Consider the following 16,130-nt stretch of genomic DNA (forward strand, 5'->3'; position numbering starts at 1 on the left):
GGGGGAGGGAGGCCCCTTTTTGCAAAAAGGGGCCTCCCTCCCCCACAAAACTATCCCTTTTTTCGCTCCGCTTCGAACCAGGCGGCCAGGCGTTCGCAGCCGGCGTCGATGTCGGCCTCGTCGCCGCCGAACGACAGGCGCAGGCTGCTTTCACCGCCGGGGCCGAAGCTGTCGCCGGGGATGGTGATGACGTTGGCCTCGCGGATCAACCGCGTGGCCACGTTCATGGGCGCGGCGGGCAGGTCGTAGCGGGCCATGACGTAGAACGCGCCGGCCGGCGCGTTGTAGCGCACGGTCGGCGCCATGGCGTCGAGGTGCTTTTGTATGCGCGTGCGCCGGGCGGCCAGGGTGGACACAAAGCCTTCGAAGATGCCCTGGGGGCCGGTCAGGGAGGCCAGGGCGGCGATCTGGGCCGGGGTGGGGGCGCAGATCGCCGCGCAGTCGTGCACTTTGAGCATTTCCGCCATGATCGGTTCCGGGGCGAAGGCGAAACCCACCCGCCAGCCGGTCAGGGCGTAGCGCTTGGAAAAACTGCCCACGGACACGAGGCGCGGTTGCAGGTCCCTGACCATGGCCAGGGAAAACGCCGGCGCGTCATAGGACAGCGCATCATACGTATCGTCGCAGATGACGTAGAGGTCGTGGCGCAGGGCGATCTCGGCCACGGCCAGCAGGTCTTTTTCGGCAAAGACCGAGCCGGTCGGGTTGTGGGGCGAATTGATGATGATGGCCTTGGTGCGCGGGGTCACGGCGGCGGCGATGGCGTCGGGGTCGAGGCTCCAGTCCCCCCGGCGCAGGGACACGAGCACGGGCGTGGCCTCGGCCAGACACACCTGCTCCACATGGGAGGGATAGAAGGGTTCGGGCACGATGACTTCATCGCCGCTCTGGCACAGGCACAGGATGGCGCACAAAAGCGCTTCCATGCCACCGACGGTGATGGCGATTTCGGTCTCGGGATTGGCTTGCAGGCCTTTTTCGGCCGCGAGCTTGTCAGCCACGGCCCAGCGCAGTTCGGGCATGCCGGGTTGCAGCGAGTACTTGCCCGCCGCCGGCGAGTCGCGCAAGGCCCGGCAGACCGCTTCGACCACATGGGCCGGGGTGGCGAACGAGGGCACGCCCTGGCCCAGGGAAACGCAGTCGCCAATGCCGGCGGCGATCATGGGCATGAGCTTGGTGGCCGATATCTTGATGGCCTTCGCGCGCTGGCTGAAGGCGTGCAGGGGGGCGCTTGGCACGGGAAACTCCTTGACGGCGCAGACGCCTTATTTGCCGTAGACCATTTTGGGCTGGGACGAGGCGGACGGTCCGGCCTTGGCCACGGCCAGCGCCTTTTCATATTCGGCCACGGAATAGCCCGGGATGACGATATCGCCGATGACCACGAGCGGCACGCCGCGCTGGCCGTATTTCTGAAAGCGCATGCGGGCGGCGCTGTCTTTTTCGATGTCCGATGCGGAGAAAGGCACGCCCTTGGCTTTGAAGAAGGCCTCGGCCTTGGCGCAGTAGGGGCACCAGCTCGTCATGAAGATCTCCACTTTCGGGCCGGCAGCGAAGGCGAGGGCTTCGGCAAAAAGCAGGATGGCGAAAAAAGCGGACAGGGCGGAAACGGTTTTTTTCACAGACATTGGGATTCCGGGGTTGGGTGTTGCGGTTGTTTGGTGGTAGCGGCGGCGGGGTGCGGCGTCAAGACGCGTCGCGCCTTGCCAGGGGGCGTGGGCGATGCTACCAGCCTGTCCATGCCGGGATACAAGACGCATATGGCCGGCGCGGCGGCAGTGGCCGGCGCGGCGGTGGCCGGGGCCTGGTGGCTCGGCGTGTACCGCCCCGGCTACGAAACCATGGCCAGCCTGGGCTTTTTCGCCATCCTGGGGGGCCTTTTCCCCGACGTGGACACCGACTCCACCGGACGGCGTTTTTTTTACGGCGCGGCGCTTCTGGCCGACGCCGTGCTCATTGTCCGGCACCAATACCGCTATGCCGCGGTGCTCGGGTTTTGCGGCCTGCTGCCGGCCATCGGTTCCCATCGGGGCTGGACCCATACCTGGTGGGCGGCGCTCCTTGTCCCCTGCATTGTCCTGCTTGGGCCCATGCTGCTTTTGGGCATGCCCTGGCGGCCATTTTTGCCGTATTACATCGCCACCGTGCTCGGCTATTTTTCCCACCTGCTACTCGATCGCATCGCCTAGCCGCTTCCCCGCGGCACGCTTCGCGTCTTTTTCCTGTTGCGCCTAATGGCGCATGGCCCCGATCCGCCGGATTTTGTCGGCGGCAGGGCCGACCAGTTCGTCGATGGCCGCATCGAGGCGTTTCATGACGGCCGGGGAAACGGCGTCGTCGCACATGATGCACCGGGCCCGGGGCTTGGCGTCGGCCAGGGGCACGAAGCGGATAGCGGCCGCCAGTCGCGGCTCCTGCCCAAGCAGCCAGGACAGTTCCTCGGGCTCGAGCAGCATGGCGTCCAACCGGCCCTTGGCCAGAAGGCGCAGTATGATGACCGGATCGGAAAAGCGCATGACCGTGCCGGCCGGCGCGGCGGCGAAGGCCGCGTCCATGGCCGGGCCATAGGAAAAGCCCAGGCGCAGCCCCCAGGTCCAATGATTTTCCAGAAGCCTGCCGAGCGGCTGGGGCCGGGAGCCCTCTGCCGCAAGCGGCGCACGCACGGCGACGCCCAGGGGCTTGTTGACGTAGATGGGATCGCTGAAGCGGACAAAGCGCTGGCGCGCGGGGGTTCGCAGCCAACCCACGGCGCAGGCCTTGGCGTCCTCGGTCTCGAAGGTGGCCAGGATGCGGCCGGGCGGCATCTCCCGGATGCCGTAGGGTACGCCGGCCCGCTGAAAAACGGTTTGGGCCAGGATGAGGAGGAACCCGCCGTCGGGCCGGCCGTTTTCCAGATGGTAAAAGGGCGGCCTGTCAAAAACGAAAAGCGTGACCGGGTCTTCGGCCGCTACCCGGGCGGGGACGGCCAGGCAGATCGCCGTGGCAAGGGAAGCCAAAACGGCATGCAAAAGACATTTTCTCATGACACATTCCCGCGTGGCTCAAGGAATACAACGTGCCTTTCCAGACCTTGTTCCCCATTAGCAAGGCTGCCAGGAAGCGTGGGGCGTGTCAATCCGTCGTTCCGTGCTCGTCGGCTCTTGCTTTTTGTCTCGACAACGGCTTGATTTTTCCAATATCCTTTCCAGAAGGTCCCCACTGCCAGCACAGCCTTCCCGGAGCCCCAGCGCCATGAGCAATACGAACATCCTTCTTGAATCCGGTACGAACGAACTTGAAATTGTGGAGTTCTATCTGGAGGAACCCACGCGTTCCGGCAAGGTTTATACCGGGTATTACGGGGTCAACGTGGCCAAGGTGCTGGAGATCATCCGGCTGCCAAAGGTCACGGAACTGCCCCAGACGCCGCATCCCTGCGTTCTTGGCACCTTCAACCTGCGCAACAAAGTGGTGCCATTGGTCGATCTCGCGTCCTGGCTCGGCAAGGAACGATCGGAAACGGATTCCGACAAGGTGGTGGTGACGGAATTCAACCGGGTGGTCAGCGCCTTTCGCGTTTCCGGCGTCACCCGTATCCACCGCTTAAGCTGGGAGCGGATCGAGGCGCCGAGCATCCAGGTCCAGACCTATTCCGGCAACTCCGTCACGGGTGTGGTGCAACTCGAAAAGCGGGTGGTCTTCATCCTGGACATGGAAAAGATCGTGGCCGAGCTCAATCCCAGCTTGGCGCTCAAGGAACTCGACCAGGAGGTCTTCGTCGAGCGCCACAAGGAGCTGCCCGACAAGGACATGGTATTCAAGGTCCTTATCGCCGACGATTCCACCACCATCCGTCGTATGATCGGGACGTCGCTGGAAAAGGCCGGCTTCGAGGTGACGCGCACGATCAATGGCCGCATCGCCTGGGAGCAGCTGACGGAATGGAAAGAGGCCGCGGCCAGCGAAAACAGGCCCATCACCGATTTCGTGCACATCCTGGTCTCGGATATCGAAATGCCGGCCATGGACGGCCACAGCCTCACCCGCAAGGTCAAAGAGGACCCGGTGCTCAAGCAACTGCCCGTCATCCTCTTTTCCTCGCTTATCACCGACAGCCTGCGCCACAAGGGCGAGGCCGTGGGCGCGGACGACCAGATCTCCAAGCCCGAAATGCTCCAACTCGCCGAACGCGCCCGGGCCCTGGCCTGGGCGCGCCTGGCGGCGAATGCTTAGAGGAGGGGAGAGGAAGAGGGTGCGAGAGGGGAAACCCTTTTGCAAAGGGTTCTCCCCTCTCGCGCGCTCCCCTTCCTAAACTTTTTAACGGGTACGGATTCTCACGCAACGATCTGATTCCATGAAAAATCTTTGGAAAGAGGGTCTGGGGGGAGAACCTTTCTGCAAGAAAGGTTCTCCCCCAGTCTCTTTTCAAGCGCCTATGGCACGGCGCACCAGTTTGTGACGGCCTGGGCGATGGCCTGGGCGGTTTTTTCCTGTCGCTTGCCGCCGGCGAGTTCCTTTTCCTCTTCCCGGTTGACGATGACCCCCGCCTCCAGCAGCACGGCCGGCATGCGCGCCCTGGCCAGCACCGCCAGCCCGTCGTAGCGGTAGACGCCGACCTTGTCGTCGACAAGCGGCCGGCGTTCGCCCGGGATGTCCGCCGCGTGGTGGCGGGTGAAAGGAAAGCCCGCCGCGGTCATCCGGCCGCCGATGCGTTTGGCCAGGTCCAGGCTTGCCGCCGCCTTGGGGTTTCTCCCCGAATAGAACACCGAATAGCCGTGATAAAGGTCGCAGTAGCGGCGGGGCTTGCCGTCCACGGTCCAGGTTTCGAAGAATTGGGGCTGCGCCGAATCGTGGTGGACGGAGAGCAGGAGTCCGGCGCCCGCCGCGTTGGCCCGGGCGGCCCTGGCCGCCGGGGGCAGGTCGGTTCCCTTGGGATCGAGCAGAAAGGCGCGGCTGAAGCCGGCCGCTTTGAGGGCGGCGACGACCTGTTTGGCCAGGCGCAGGTTGAAGGCGTATTCCGGCTGGCCCGTGGCGCTGGTCGCGCCGGAGATTTTCGGCCCGTGCCCGGCGTCCACGGCGATGGACAGATTGCCGGGCAGGCACTTGGCCGGGGCCAAGGCCGGGGAGAGGTTCAGACAGGCCAGGACGAGCGATGCCAGGAAAAGGGCTCTTGTTGCGCGTGCGCCCATGTTCGCCCTCCCGTTGTCCCGATTGGGCAGGTTTGTCGCTTCCGCTCTGACGGCCCGTTCAACAAAAAAGAGGAGAAAAGGGCGCGTGCGAGAGGGTGAACCTTTTTAAAGGGTGTCCCTCTCGCACCCCGAGTCGCGTGGCGTCAGGCGATCTTGCCGGCGTCCTGCAACGTGTCCTTGAGGCCTTTTTCCAGCAGGCCTTCCGGCGTGGCGAGCAGGTGGTTCAAAAATTCCCCGGTTTTTTCCGACAGCCAGGGATCGCTGCCAAGAAATTCGATGGTACGGCGGCGTTCGGCCCGTTTGGCGGTGTCCATGGACTTGTCGACGCCCAGCTGCTGGAGCAGGAAATGGTTGAAGAGGTTCGAGCCGAAGATGGAGCCCTTGGGATCGAGGCCGACGAACACGCGATGCAGGTCGTCACGGGTGCGTTCGGCCGCGATGCCGCGCAGAAAACGCCAGGGCGCGACGCCGCTGCCGAGAGAGGCCCACAAGTAACGGATCTTGTAGTAGCGCTTTCCGCTGCTGAACGACCGCTCGAGGTCGGTCACGGTGCAGACGCCGTCCACACAGCTTCTCAGCGCCCGGCGATAGGGAAGTTCCACCGAGGAGATGATGACATGCCACAGCAGATAGATATTGATGAGCGTCATGATGACCAAGCTGCTGCTGCGCAGGCTCGGGTTGACGTCACTGGCCCAGTTGAGAAAAATATAGATGAAGATGCAGATAAGCACCACGTATTTCACGATGGCCGAGGCGACGTGCATGAATGAGCCAATCTTCCAATGCAGTCGCAGCAGGATAACGATAAAGATCAGGAAGACGAGAGACTGGAAGTATATGCTCATGTCCATTTGCGCCAGCTGATTGAGCATGATCGACTCCTCGGATGTTGCGGTGTGCGGGTATGCCGACCCGACGGCCGGCCTGGGGCGGACTTGGGCAAAGCGCCAGCGGGATGCCTGCGCCTTTGTTTTTGTAACTCCGGGTACGTTGCTTGGCAACGGTTGCGGCGGATTCGGGCCGGACTACAGCTTTTGCTCCACGGATTTGATCTTGGCCGAAAGCCGTCCGGAAGGGCCGTTGCGCCAGTCGACCCGCATGGACACGTTGATGCGGTCGCAGTCCTTGGCCAGTTCCTCCTTGCAGCGGGTCACCAGGGCCAGCACCTCGTCCCATTCTCCCTCGACGCTCGTCGACATGGGCGAGAACACGTACGGCAGGCCGCTTTCCTTGACGATGCGCAGTGCCCGGGCCACGTAGGCGGATAAGCTGACACCCTTGTCCAGCGGAAAAATCGAGAAATCCAGAATAGCGCTCATGTGGGGTACCTCCCGAAAGGTTATTCGATGTGCACGGTGACGGCATCGGCCCGGCCCTGGTCGTCCACGGCCACGAGCCGATGGCTGCCGGGGCTTGGCTGCCAGAAAAGGGTGGCTCCGGGCGCGCCCTGGGCGGTGAGTTCTCCGTCCACGTACCAGGAGAGCCGTCGGCTTCCGGCCGGGGCGTCGGCGGCAAGCGCGATGCGCTGGAAGGCGGCCGGGGCGTCGCGCCGGAAGACGTAAGGCGTGCCGGGACTTGGCGAAACGATACGCGGCCCTTCCCCGCGCGGTGCGCCACAGCCCGGTTCCGGGCCGGGCGGGGGGACAAAGGGAATGCCGACCCCGCGCCACCAGGACACCAGCTCGGCCGGATAGGTGGCCACCATCACGGATTTGGCCGCATGGGTGGCCAGACAGTCCCCGGAAAGGGCCAGTCCCGAGGCGGCATCCACGAGCAAGCGGCGGTGGACGGGGCAGGGGCCGAGTCTGGTCACGCCGGGGATGATTTTGGCCGTCACGCGCCTGGGACAGTCCGGCCCCGGCAACTGGCGGCTTTCGGCGCAGACTTCGATCTCGCGGATATTGAGGCCCGGCGGCGCGGCCAGACGCGACCCGTGGGGCTCCAGGGCCCGGAACAGCTCGAAGAGGATCGGCCCGGCGTACACCGCGCCGGAGATGCCCGAAACCGGCGTGCCGTCCATGTTGCCGACCCAGACGCCGATGACCCGGCCGGCACTGTAGCCCACGGCCCAGGCGTCGCGGTGGCCGTAGGAGGTGCCGGTCTTCCAGGCCACGGCCGGCACGGCCAGGGCTCGCTCCCAGGAGGTGGGCAGGTCCGGCCGCTCCAGCTTGGTCAGTATTTCGGTCACCAACGCGCAGGCTTCGGGGGAAAAAAGCCGGATCGCGGGCACGGGCGGCGCATTACGCAGCAGCCGGGGCGGGCGGTGCTCGCCGCCGCCTGCCAGGTCGGCGTAAAGGTTGGCCAAATCGAGCAGCGTCACCTCGCCGCCGCCGAGAACGAGCGACAGGCCGTAATGGGCCGCCGGCTGGTCCAGGGTGGCCAGGCCGCCGCGCCGCAACAGCTCCAGGAAGGGCGACGTGCCGACCGTGTTTAAAAGCCGTACGGCCGGGACGTTGAGCGAGGCCACCAGGGCCTGTTCGGCGGTGACCCGGCCCCGGAAATGGCCGTCGTAGTTTTTGGGGCTGTAGTTGCCGAAGGCGGTCGGAATATCGAGAAGCTGGCTTTGGGGAAAAACGAGCCCCTGGTCCATGGCGTAGGCGTAGAGGAAGGGTTTGAGCGCCGAACCGGGGGAGCGGCGGATGGTTGCGCCGTTTATCTGGCCAAAGCGGGTGTCGCCGAAAAAGTCCGTGGACCCGACCATGGCCAGGACGTCGTGGCTGGCCGGATCGAGCACCACCGCGGCCACGGCCCCGATGCCCTGGCCGGCCAGCCAGGCCTTGCGACCGCGCAGGATGTCCGTGGCCGCCTTCTGGGTTTCGGGATCGAGGGTGGTGTCCACGCGCGGCACCGCTCCGGCCGCCTCCCGGGCCAGGTCGCAAAACTGCGGCGCGAAAAAGGGCGGCCGATAAAGGCGCTGCGGCACCGGGACGCGCCGGGCCTGCGCGGCGGCCGCTTCCGTGATCACGCCCCGGCGGGCCATGGCCGCAAGGAGCCTGTCCCGGGCCGCTTTGGCCTTTTCCGGATGTTTCGTGGGGTCCAAGGCCAGGGGGGCGCGCGGCAGGACGGTCAAAAGCGCCGCCTCGGCCAGGGACAGCCGGTCCGGCGTCTTGCCGCAGTAGAACATGCTGGCCGCGCCGACGCCCACGATGTTGCCGCCGTAGGGGGCCATGTTGCAATACCGTTCGAGAAGGGCCTCCTTGGAGAGCCTGCGCTCCAGGGCCAGGGCGGCCAGCGCCTCTTCGATTTTGGAGGCCAGGGTGCGCGGCTTGGGATCGGCCAGCCGGGCCAGCTGCATGGTCAGCGTGGAGCCGCCGGAGATCACGCGCCCGGCGCGCAGGTTGGAGAGGGCGGCTCGAACCACGGCCAGGGGATCGACCCCGGGATGGTGGTAAAAGCGCTTGTCCTCGGCGGCGATGATCAGGCGCGGCAGAATGGGGGACACGGCGGACAGGCGCACCGGGAAACGCCAGGCGTCGTCCGGGGCCAGAAAAAGACGCAACGGCGTGCCGTTTCGGGCCGCGACCACGGTTGCGCCCGGCGGCGACAAGGCGGCCAGGGGAAAGGGCGGGGAGGCGGTGGCCCAAAAAAAGGCCAGTCCGGCTGCAAGAACCAGTCCGGCCGTAAGCGCCAGGACGAACGTCCGGCGGCGCGATCTGGCCGGTCGCGTTATTTGACCTGTTTGTCGCACAGTTCCCGATACTTGGCCAGGATCTCCAGCATGTCGAGCTGCTGGTTGACCCGGCAGGAGAACTCCTCGACCTGCACCGGTTTGATGAGGAAGTCGTTGGCCCCGACCTTGAGGAACTTGACCGTGTGGCTGCCGTCCTCGGCCGAAACACCGATGATGGCCAGCTTGTCCTTGGCCTGGGTCTGGCGGATTTCCTCGATCAGCCCGAAGCCGTCGAGGTTTGGCATGTTGTAGTCGGTGATGACCAGGGTCACGTCCTGGTTGGCGGCCAAAATGTCCAGGGCCTGTCTGCCGTCCTCGGCTTCCAGGGTCTCGATGTTGAGATTTTTGAGCTGTTCCGTCAGGCGGTGGCGGAAAAGTTTGGAGTCGTCGACCACCAGGGCGCGCACGAACTGGTTCTTGTACAGCCGTTCGATCAGCCGCTCCATGGCGACCATCTCGGAGTAGTTCTTGATGAAGTAGTCCACCACGTTCTGCTCGAGCAGTTGCTGGCGGACTTCCTCGGAAAACGAGGCCGTCATGACCACGGACGGAATGCCGAGCGAGGTGGCCAGGGGCACGATGCGCCCCTCCGGATCGTCGGGCAGGTTGCGGTCGAGGATGGCCACGAAGATGGCATCGCGGCGGCCGGTCATGACCTCCTCGGCCTCGGCCAGGGTGTGGGCCACGATGGTGGGAAAGGGCGTGGCTTCGGCAATGTGCTGGCTTATGATCTTGGCCTGGACGCGGCTGTCCTCCACGACCAGGACATGGCGGTTTTCCATCATGTTCCCATCCTTTTCCCGAATTGTGGGGAATTATAGGGGATGGCCCCGCCGCTGGCAAGCCGGCGGGGTGGGGAGGAGGCGGAGGAAATGCGAGAGGGGGACCCTTTTTGAAAAAAGGGTCCCCCTCTCGCGCTCTCCCTTCCCAAAAACTTTTTCTGGTGAAAGAGGCCGGAAATGAAGTGGTTCCCTTGAGGTGCGGACGCTCCTACCAGTGCCGGCTCATGGAGTAGGGCAGCATGTCCCGCTCGAAGCTCGTCCGGTCGGTGGTCGAAACCGTGGGCGCGCCATAGTTCGCCCCGCCGCCGGCCAGCGTTCCCACCGTGGCGTCCATGGGCAGGGTGCGGTTGGCCGCGGCCACGATGTTGTTGTTGCGGGCGTCGACCACCTCGATGGCGAAGCGCACCCCGCCGGGCGTGACGACGTAGGTGCCGGCCACGACCAGGGTGGCGGTGGCCCGGGACGTGGCCAGGGCCCGCACGTCGCGGGTAAGCGAGAATTCGCCCTGTCGGCGGCTGAAAATGATGTCGCTGGCCTTGCGGATTTCCTGGACGTTGTAGCCGAGCGCCACGAAGGCCGTGGAAAGCTCCTGGCCGATGAGCCGCGACAGGGGCGAGGCCCGCTCCAGGTCGCCGAGGTCGGCCGGGGTGGTGATGACCACCCAGTAGAGCCCCCGGCTGTTGTCGCGGGTGTACATGCCAAGGCGCGGCACGAGTTGGCGGTCGAGGTCGGCGGCCAGCGCCATGGCCACGTCCGGATACTGGGGCTGCGGGGGCGGGGTCCGGTCGCAAAGCGCCCCCATGAGCAGCGGCGCGAAAAGCGGCAGCATAAGGACAAGGGAAAGGCGGCGCAAAAGTCGGGTCGTCATGGCGGCCTCCTTGGCTATTTGGCCGGAGCCGGCGCCGGGGCCGGCGTTGGAGCCTGGTTGGGTGTCGCGGGCGTTGCGGGGCCGGGGGCCGGCATGGGCGCGGGCTGCGGCGCCGGGGCCGGCGCCGGCGCGGGTTCCGGCGGGAATTGTGCCGTTGCGGGCGGTTGGTCGCTGTCGGGGACTGGCCCCGAGGTCTTCTTCGGGGGAGTGGCGGTCGACTGGGCCGGAGCCTTGGCCGGAGCCTGGGGGGGCGGCAGGTACAGGGACTCGGTCGGCGCTTCGTAGCGCTGTTCGAGCCTGGGCATGCCCGGATTGGCCGGCGTCTGTCGTGGCGCGGGCGCGGGCGTTCGTGTCGGCGGACGCCTGGGCGCGCGCTTCTTGTGCCGGGTGACGCGGTGTCGCCGCACGCGGCTGGGCTTTGGCGTAAAGGGCACGGGCGGCGTATTGGGCGTCGGGGGAGAATTGATGTCCCGGATGGGAATCTGCGTCGGCAGGGGGGCCGGCATGCCGGCCTCCGCCGTTTCCGGCGACTGCGGCACGGCAGCGGCCATAAACACGGCCGCCACGCCGCACACAAGTATGTTTCGCATCCCGTCCATGTTCGCTCTCCCCCGGCCCGATTGGACCTTCTGTGAGCATCATCGGCCGGTCTGGCCAAATCTTTATGTCCGTCCTTTCCGTCGCCCTTTGGGGGTTGCGCACCCGGCCAAGAAGTGTTTTATGAAAAAACAAGGTGTTGCTCATCCCGCGCCGGGGACGCCCCGCCCCGTCCGCGATCCCGGTTCCCGAAAACGGGGCTTTTAAAGGAGTATAAAACATGGCTGAACAACTGGAAGTCTACAAGTGCGAAGTGTGCGGTAATATTGTCGAGGTCCTGCATGGCGGCGCCGGCGAGCTCGTGTGCTGCGGCCAGCCCATGAAGCTCATGAGCGAGAACACCGTGGACGCGGCCAAGGAAAAACACGTCCCGGTCATCGAAAAGACCGACAAGGGCTATCTGGTCAAGGTCGGCGCCGTGGCCCACCCCATGGAGGAAAAGCACTACATCGAGTGGATCGAGCTTTTGGCCGACGGCAAGGCCTATCGTCAGTTCCTCAAACCCGGCGACAAGCCCGAGGCCCTGTTCTGCATCGAGGCGGCCAAGGTGTCCGCCCGGGAATACTGCAACCTCCACGGCTTGTGGAAAAAGGACTAGTCCATGCTTTCCAAGACCATGGAAAAGGCCCTGAACGATCAGGTCCACTGGGAACTCTATTCCGCGTATCTCTACGTCTCCATGGCCACCTATTTCGAGGACAAGGGACTGATGGGATTCGCCAACTGGATGCATGTCCAGGATCAGGAGGAAAAGTTCCACGCCGAAAAGTTCTACAATTACATTGTGGAACGCGGCGGCCGGGTCATTCTGCAGGCCCTCGACGCCCCGCCTCATGACTGGGAGTCGGCCCTGGCCGTGTTTAAGGACGCCTTGGCCCATGAGGAAGGCGTGACCGCCCGCATCTACAAGCTCATGGATCTGGCCCTGGAAGAAAAGGACCACGGCACGGCGTCCTTCCTCAAGTGGTTCATCGACGAGCAGGTCGAGGAAGAGGCCAACGTGGCCGACGTCATCGCCAAGCTCAAGCTCGTGGAGCAGACCCCGGGCGGGGCCTTCATGCTGGACAAGGACCTGGCCACGCGGGTGTTCACGCCGCCGACCACGGTCTAGTTTCCGGCCTAAAACCGTATCACCGAGGCCGCCCGCGTCCGCCGCGGGCGGCCGTCATTTTTGCACCAAGCTAAGGAGTGTTCGGGCATGGGCGAAGCATCCCTCAATATCGTCATCGGCGGCGAAGCCGGACAAGGCCTCGTGACCGTGGGCGAGTTCCTGTCCCGTGCCCTGGTGCGGGCCGGCTACGCCATCGTCGTCACCCAGGACTACCTGTCCCGCATCCGGGGCGGCCACAACACCTACGCCATCCGCGTGGACAGCCGGGAGGTGACCGCGCCTGCGGAGGACATCGACCTGCTGGTGGCCCTTTCCGCGCAAACCCTGCCGTTGCTTAGGGATCGATTGTCGCCGCGCGCCCTGGTCCTGGCCGATGCCGCCCACGGACTCTCCGGCCATCCTGGGCTGGCCGTTCCCTACAAGGAACTGTGCCCCAGGCCGCTTTTTGAGAACACGGCCGCCCTGGGCGTGCTCGGCAGCCTCCTGTGCCTGGATCCGGCCTGGATCACCGGGCTTATCAAGGAAAAATTCGCCAAGAAGGGCGAGGGAATCGTGGCCGACAACCTGGCCGTGTTCCAGGCGGCCACGGACTGGACCGGCAGCCAGAAGGCTTCCTTTGCCTGCCTGTCTCCGGCCGAACCCCGGGGCAGACGCGTGATGCTTAACGGCAATACGGCCATTGCCCTTGGCGGACTGGCCGCCGGGGTCAATTTCGGCTCGTTTTACCCCATGACGCCCGGCACCTCGGTCATGCAGACGCTCATCGACCACAGCGACCGCATGGGCGTGGTCTGTGAGCAGGCCGAGGACGAGATCGCGGCCGTGATCATGGCCATAGGCGCTTCCTATGCCGGGGCGCGGCCCATGGTTTCCACCTCGGGCGGCGGTTTCGCGCTCATGGTCGAGGGCGTGAGCCTTTCCGGCATGCTCGAAACGCCGGTGACCATCGTCGTGGCCCAGCGGCCGGGACCGGCCACGGGGCTGCCCACCCGCACCGAACAGGCCGACCTCGATTTGGTGCTCCACGCCGGGCACGGCGAATTTCCCCGGGCCATCTTCGCCCCGGGCACGGTGGAACAATGCTTCCATCTGGCCCACCGGGCCGTGGACACGGCCGAGCGCTTCCAGTCGCCGGTTTTCATCCTCACCGACCAGTTTCTGGCTGATAGCTACCGCGACGTGGCCCCCTTCGACCTCGCCTCCCTGCCGCCCGTGGCCCGGCCGCTCACCGCCGTTCCCGATCCGGCCGGCTACGAGCGCTACGCAGTGACCGACTCCGGCGTGTCGCCGCGCCTTGTCCCCGGGTTCACCGAGGCCACGGTGGTTCTCGACAGCGACGAGCACACCCCGGACGGGCACATCACCGAGGACCTTGCCGTGCGCGTGACCATGCAGGAAAAGCGCATGCGAAAGTTTGCCGGCCTGATCCGGGCGGCCCTGCCCCCGGACCTGTACGGCAATGCCGACGGCGCGACGCTGCTCGTGTGCTGGGGCACGACCCTCGGAGCGGCCCGGGAGGCGGCGGCCATACGCAACGCCCGGGGCGAAAAAACGGCCGTGCTCCATTTCTCCCAGGTCTATCCCCTGGTGCCGGACGCGTTTTTGCCGATTCTGGAAACGGCCAAGCGCACGGTCATGGTGGAGGGCAATTTCGCCGGCCAACTGGCCCGGCTGATAAGGCGCGAAACCGGCTACGTCGTTGGCGCGCTGGTGACCCGCTTCGACGGCCTGCCGTTCACGGCGGCCTATATTCTCGATCGACTGTAGGAGGACGCCATGGTGACGGAAAAAGACTACGGAGAGTTCGAAACGGCCTGGTGTCCCGGTTGCGGCAACTTTTCCATCCGCAAGGCCGTGGTCAGAGCCCTGGTTACCCTCGGCTTGCCGCCGCACAAGGCGGTTTTTTCCACGGGCATCGGCCAGGCTGCCAAGGCCCCGCACTACATCCGGGTCAATACCCTAAACGGCCTGCACGGCCGGTCCCTGCCGGCGGCCACGGGCATCAAGCTGGCCAACCCGGAGCTGGCCGTTTTCGCCGAATCCGGCGACGGCTGTTCCTACGGCGAGGGCGGCAACCATTTTCTGGCGGCGCTGAGGCGCAATGTGGACATGACCTACATCGTCCATGACAACCAGATTTACGGCCTGACCAAGGGGCAGGCCAGCCCCACCACCATGAAGGGCCAGAAAACCAAGACCCAGCCCCACGGCGTGGCCTCCAATCCGTTCAACCCCGTGGCCGTGGCCGTGACCATGGGCGCGGGATTCGTGGCCCGGGGATTCGCCGGCGAAATCGACCACCTGGCCGATCTCATCGTCCAGGCCGCGCGCCATCCCGGGTTTTCGCTCATCGACGTGCTGCAACCGTGCGTGTCCTTCAACAAGGTCAACACCTTTGCCTGGTACAAGGAGCGCTGCTACAAGCTTGGTGGCGACCACGACCCCGCGAATTTTCAGGCCGCCCTGGCCAAGGCCATGGTGTTCGGGGACAAAATTCCCATCGGCGTGCTGTGGAAAAGCGACCGGCCGGCCTTTCCGCTGACGGGTGCGGGACCGCTGGCCGGGCGTGAACCGGATATGGCCGCGCTTTCCGATATCATCGAGGACTACGCCTGAGGCAAAGGGAGCGGCTGATGCGCCGTTTCCGCCACCATGACGGGGGAGCGGCCTTGTCGGCGGCCCGGCGTCTGGGTGTGGAGTTTCGCGCGGAACCGGGAGGAAATGGATGCGTATGGATTTGAAGTTTTTCTTGAAGGACACCATCCGCAAGATGGTGGATTTCACGGCGACGGAACAGAGCCGGGGCATTGAGCCGCCGCCGGTGCAAAAGCCCTATCCGCCGGCGGCGACGCTTTTCGCCCTTCCCGGTCCCAACGGCTGGCCCGGCGTCGGCAACGTGTCCGTCAAAAGGGCCATAGGCGATCGCAAATCCCATCGCGCCTTCACGCCCGAAGCGCTTTCCCTGGAAGAACTGTCCTTTCTGCTGTGGGCCACCCAGGGGCTGCGCAAGATGCCGGCCGCCGTGGCCTACCGCACCGTGCCCTCGGCCGGTTGCCGCCACGCCCTCGAAACCTATCTCGCCGTTTTTCGGGTGGAGGGCGTCACCCCGGGACTCTACCGCTATCTGCCGGTGGAGCACGCGCTGTTGCCCCTGGCCGCGCCCGAACAGTTGGAACTGTCGCTCGGCCAGGCCGCGTTCAACCAGCGTTTTGTGGCTCGGGGGGCGGCGACGTTTATTTGGACGACCATTCCCGAGCGCATGGAATGGCGTTACGGCGACGCCTCGTACAAGGTCATCGCGCTCGACGCCGGCCATGTCTGCCAGAACCTCTATCTGGCCTGCGGGGCGATCCGGTCCGGCACCTGCGCCATCGCCGCCTACGACCAGGAAGCCATGGACGCCCTGCTCGGGCTCGACGGAGAAACGGAATTCACGATCTACCTGGCGCCGGTTGGCAAGGTGTGACGCCCGGCCCGCGCCGCAAAGGAGGCTTGCTATGAAGAAGGTGGCGCTTTTCGCCTTTCGCGGCGACCTGTCCTGCTTTATCCACGTGCTACTTAACGCCATCGATTTTCGGGAAAAAGACTACGAAGTCCAGGTGATCCTGGAAGGCGAGGCGACCAGGCTCGTGGCCGAGTTGGCCAAAAAGGACAACCCCATGCACGGGCTTTTCGAGAAGACCAAGGCCCTGGGGCTCATTGCCGGCGTGTGCAAGGCCTGCTCGCACCAGCTTGGCAGCCAGGAGGCGGCCGTGGCCGAAGGATTCGTGCTGCTCGACGATATGCACGGCCACCCCGGCATGGCCCACTACATGAACGATGGTTTTACGGTGCTGATTTTTTGAGGAAGATTTCCGGGGGGAGGGGCTTTTTTGAAAAAAAGCCCCTCCCCCGGACCCCCTCCGCAAAAAACTTTCAAAGGGGTATCTGT

At 65.1% G+C, this 16,130-nt stretch carries 18 protein-coding genes; 8 read left to right on the forward strand and 10 right to left on the reverse strand.

Annotation, left to right across the window (positions count from 1 at the left end):
• Positions 1 to 50: 50 nt before the first annotated feature.
• Positions 51 to 1,238, reverse strand: coding sequence for a pyridoxal phosphate-dependent aminotransferase (locus tag ACMZ6R_RS17845; protein WP_416113986.1), 1,188 nt, complete (start codon positions 1,236 to 1,238; stop codon positions 51 to 53).
• Between the two features lie 27 nt (positions 1,239 to 1,265).
• Positions 1,266 to 1,628, reverse strand: a complete 363-nt coding sequence (locus ACMZ6R_RS17850) for a glutaredoxin family protein (RefSeq protein ID WP_416113988.1) — start codon at positions 1,626 to 1,628, stop codon at positions 1,266 to 1,268.
• Between the two features lie 111 nt (positions 1,629 to 1,739).
• On the opposite strand from ACMZ6R_RS17850, the gene ACMZ6R_RS17855 reads away from it, so the two are divergent.
• Positions 1,740 to 2,189 (forward strand): metal-dependent hydrolase, encoded by a 450-nt coding sequence (locus ACMZ6R_RS17855; RefSeq protein ID WP_416114020.1) that lies wholly within the window; start codon positions 1,740 to 1,742, stop codon positions 2,187 to 2,189.
• A gap of 42 nt (positions 2,190 to 2,231) precedes the next feature.
• Here ACMZ6R_RS17855 and ACMZ6R_RS17860 read toward each other — a convergent pair whose 3' ends face one another.
• A complete protein-coding gene (locus ACMZ6R_RS17860; protein ID WP_416113990.1) occupies positions 2,232 to 3,023 on the reverse strand; it encodes a substrate-binding periplasmic protein in 792 nt (263 codons plus the stop codon).
• A gap of 208 nt (positions 3,024 to 3,231) precedes the next feature.
• Between ACMZ6R_RS17860 and ACMZ6R_RS17865 the strand changes: the two genes are divergently transcribed.
• Positions 3,232 to 4,212: a chemotaxis protein gene (locus tag ACMZ6R_RS17865; RefSeq protein WP_416113992.1), complete on the forward strand. Its 981-nt coding sequence runs from the start codon at positions 3,232 to 3,234 to the stop codon at positions 4,210 to 4,212.
• A gap of 200 nt (positions 4,213 to 4,412) precedes the next feature.
• Here ACMZ6R_RS17865 and ACMZ6R_RS17870 read toward each other — a convergent pair whose 3' ends face one another.
• The 7 genes from ACMZ6R_RS17870 to ACMZ6R_RS17900 all read right to left on the reverse strand — a co-directional run bounded on the left by ACMZ6R_RS17870 (position 4,413) and on the right by ACMZ6R_RS17900 (position 11,090).
• Entirely contained in the window at positions 4,413 to 5,168 is a 756-nt protein-coding gene (locus ACMZ6R_RS17870; RefSeq protein WP_416113994.1) for an N-acetylmuramoyl-L-alanine amidase family protein, read from the reverse strand.
• A 143-nt stretch (positions 5,169 to 5,311) separates the two neighbouring features.
• The gene (locus ACMZ6R_RS17875) at positions 5,312 to 6,043 is read right to left on the reverse strand and encodes a hypothetical protein (RefSeq protein ID WP_416113996.1); all 732 of its coding nucleotides are present in this window, start codon (positions 6,041 to 6,043) and stop codon (positions 5,312 to 5,314) included.
• Between the two features lie 153 nt (positions 6,044 to 6,196).
• Positions 6,197 to 6,490 carry an MTH1187 family thiamine-binding protein gene (locus ACMZ6R_RS17880; RefSeq protein ID WP_416113998.1) on the reverse strand — a complete coding sequence of 98 codons (294 nt, stop codon included), beginning with the start codon at positions 6,488 to 6,490 and terminating at the stop codon, positions 6,197 to 6,199.
• 20 nt (positions 6,491 to 6,510) lie between these two features.
• Positions 6,511 to 8,859 (reverse strand): penicillin-binding protein 1C, encoded by a 2,349-nt coding sequence (gene pbpC / locus ACMZ6R_RS17885; protein WP_416114000.1) that lies wholly within the window; start codon positions 8,857 to 8,859, stop codon positions 6,511 to 6,513.
• Positions 8,838 to 9,626: a response regulator gene (locus tag ACMZ6R_RS17890; RefSeq protein WP_416114002.1), complete on the reverse strand. Its 789-nt coding sequence runs from the start codon at positions 9,624 to 9,626 to the stop codon at positions 8,838 to 8,840. The genes pbpC and ACMZ6R_RS17890 overlap by 22 nt, the downstream gene beginning before the upstream one ends.
• Positions 9,627 to 9,831: 205 nt before the next feature.
• On the reverse strand, positions 9,832 to 10,491 hold the full coding sequence (locus ACMZ6R_RS17895; RefSeq protein ID WP_416114004.1) for a FlgO family outer membrane protein: 660 nt from the start codon (positions 10,489 to 10,491) through the stop codon (positions 9,832 to 9,834).
• A gap of 14 nt (positions 10,492 to 10,505) precedes the next feature.
• Positions 10,506 to 11,090, reverse strand: a complete 585-nt coding sequence (locus tag ACMZ6R_RS17900; protein WP_416114006.1) for a hypothetical protein — start codon at positions 11,088 to 11,090, stop codon at positions 10,506 to 10,508.
• A 218-nt stretch (positions 11,091 to 11,308) separates the two neighbouring features.
• Between ACMZ6R_RS17900 and ACMZ6R_RS17905 the strand changes: the two genes are divergently transcribed.
• The 6 genes from ACMZ6R_RS17905 to ACMZ6R_RS17930 all read left to right on the forward strand — a co-directional run bounded on the left by ACMZ6R_RS17905 (position 11,309) and on the right by ACMZ6R_RS17930 (position 16,044).
• Entirely contained in the window at positions 11,309 to 11,686 is a 378-nt protein-coding gene (locus tag ACMZ6R_RS17905) for a desulfoferrodoxin (protein WP_416114008.1), read from the forward strand.
• Positions 11,687 to 11,689: 3 nt separating this feature from the next.
• A complete protein-coding gene (locus ACMZ6R_RS17910) occupies positions 11,690 to 12,199 on the forward strand; it encodes a ferritin (protein WP_416114010.1) in 510 nt (169 codons plus the stop codon).
• 87 nt (positions 12,200 to 12,286) lie between these two features.
• Positions 12,287 to 13,966, forward strand: a complete 1,680-nt coding sequence (locus ACMZ6R_RS17915; RefSeq protein ID WP_416114012.1) for a 2-oxoacid:acceptor oxidoreductase subunit alpha — start codon at positions 12,287 to 12,289, stop codon at positions 13,964 to 13,966.
• Between the two features lie 9 nt (positions 13,967 to 13,975).
• The gene (locus tag ACMZ6R_RS17920; protein WP_416114014.1) at positions 13,976 to 14,815 is read left to right on the forward strand and encodes a 2-oxoacid:ferredoxin oxidoreductase subunit beta; all 840 of its coding nucleotides are present in this window, start codon (positions 13,976 to 13,978) and stop codon (positions 14,813 to 14,815) included.
• A gap of 115 nt (positions 14,816 to 14,930) precedes the next feature.
• Positions 14,931 to 15,665, forward strand: coding sequence for a SagB/ThcOx family dehydrogenase (locus ACMZ6R_RS17925; protein ID WP_416114016.1), 735 nt, complete (start codon positions 14,931 to 14,933; stop codon positions 15,663 to 15,665).
• A gap of 31 nt (positions 15,666 to 15,696) precedes the next feature.
• Positions 15,697 to 16,044, forward strand: a complete 348-nt coding sequence (locus tag ACMZ6R_RS17930; protein WP_416114018.1) for a cytoplasmic protein — start codon at positions 15,697 to 15,699, stop codon at positions 16,042 to 16,044.
• Positions 16,045 to 16,130: the final 86 nt, after the last annotated feature.

This window comes from Solidesulfovibrio sp. C21 (assembly GCF_047785625.1).
In the GTDB taxonomy this organism is placed as follows: Bacteria; Desulfobacterota; Desulfovibrionia; order Desulfovibrionales; family Desulfovibrionaceae; genus Solidesulfovibrio.

What these genes read in the sequence shown, in the direction of transcription:
- ACMZ6R_RS17850 (WP_416113988.1), bottom strand. Translation starts at nt 1,628, where the DNA reads ATGTCTGTGAAAAAAACCGTTTCCGCCCTGTCCGCTTTTTTCGCCATC.
- ACMZ6R_RS17855 (WP_416114020.1), top strand. Translation starts at nt 1,740, where the DNA reads ATGCCGGGATACAAGACGCATATGGCCGGCGCGGCGGCAGTGGCCGGC.
- ACMZ6R_RS17860 (WP_416113990.1), bottom strand. Translation starts at nt 3,023, where the DNA reads ATGAGAAAATGTCTTTTGCATGCCGTTTTGGCTTCCCTTGCCACGGCG.
- ACMZ6R_RS17865 (WP_416113992.1), top strand. Translation starts at nt 3,232, where the DNA reads ATGAGCAATACGAACATCCTTCTTGAATCCGGTACGAACGAACTTGAA.
- ACMZ6R_RS17870 (WP_416113994.1), bottom strand. Translation starts at nt 5,168, where the DNA reads ATGGGCGCACGCGCAACAAGAGCCCTTTTCCTGGCATCGCTCGTCCTG.
- ACMZ6R_RS17875 (WP_416113996.1), bottom strand. Translation starts at nt 6,043, where the DNA reads ATGCTCAATCAGCTGGCGCAAATGGACATGAGCATATACTTCCAGTCT.
- ACMZ6R_RS17880 (WP_416113998.1), bottom strand. Translation starts at nt 6,490, where the DNA reads ATGAGCGCTATTCTGGATTTCTCGATTTTTCCGCTGGACAAGGGTGTC.
- ACMZ6R_RS17890 (WP_416114002.1), bottom strand. Translation starts at nt 9,626, where the DNA reads ATGATGGAAAACCGCCATGTCCTGGTCGTGGAGGACAGCCGCGTCCAG.
- ACMZ6R_RS17895 (WP_416114004.1), bottom strand. Translation starts at nt 10,491, where the DNA reads ATGACGACCCGACTTTTGCGCCGCCTTTCCCTTGTCCTTATGCTGCCG.
- ACMZ6R_RS17900 (WP_416114006.1), bottom strand. Translation starts at nt 11,090, where the DNA reads ATGGACGGGATGCGAAACATACTTGTGTGCGGCGTGGCGGCCGTGTTT.
- ACMZ6R_RS17905 (WP_416114008.1), top strand. Translation starts at nt 11,309, where the DNA reads ATGGCTGAACAACTGGAAGTCTACAAGTGCGAAGTGTGCGGTAATATT.
- ACMZ6R_RS17910 (WP_416114010.1), top strand. Translation starts at nt 11,690, where the DNA reads ATGCTTTCCAAGACCATGGAAAAGGCCCTGAACGATCAGGTCCACTGG.
- ACMZ6R_RS17915 (WP_416114012.1), top strand. Translation starts at nt 12,287, where the DNA reads ATGGGCGAAGCATCCCTCAATATCGTCATCGGCGGCGAAGCCGGACAA.
- ACMZ6R_RS17920 (WP_416114014.1), top strand. Translation starts at nt 13,976, where the DNA reads ATGGTGACGGAAAAAGACTACGGAGAGTTCGAAACGGCCTGGTGTCCC.
- ACMZ6R_RS17925 (WP_416114016.1), top strand. Translation starts at nt 14,931, where the DNA reads ATGGATTTGAAGTTTTTCTTGAAGGACACCATCCGCAAGATGGTGGAT.
- ACMZ6R_RS17930 (WP_416114018.1), top strand. Translation starts at nt 15,697, where the DNA reads ATGAAGAAGGTGGCGCTTTTCGCCTTTCGCGGCGACCTGTCCTGCTTT.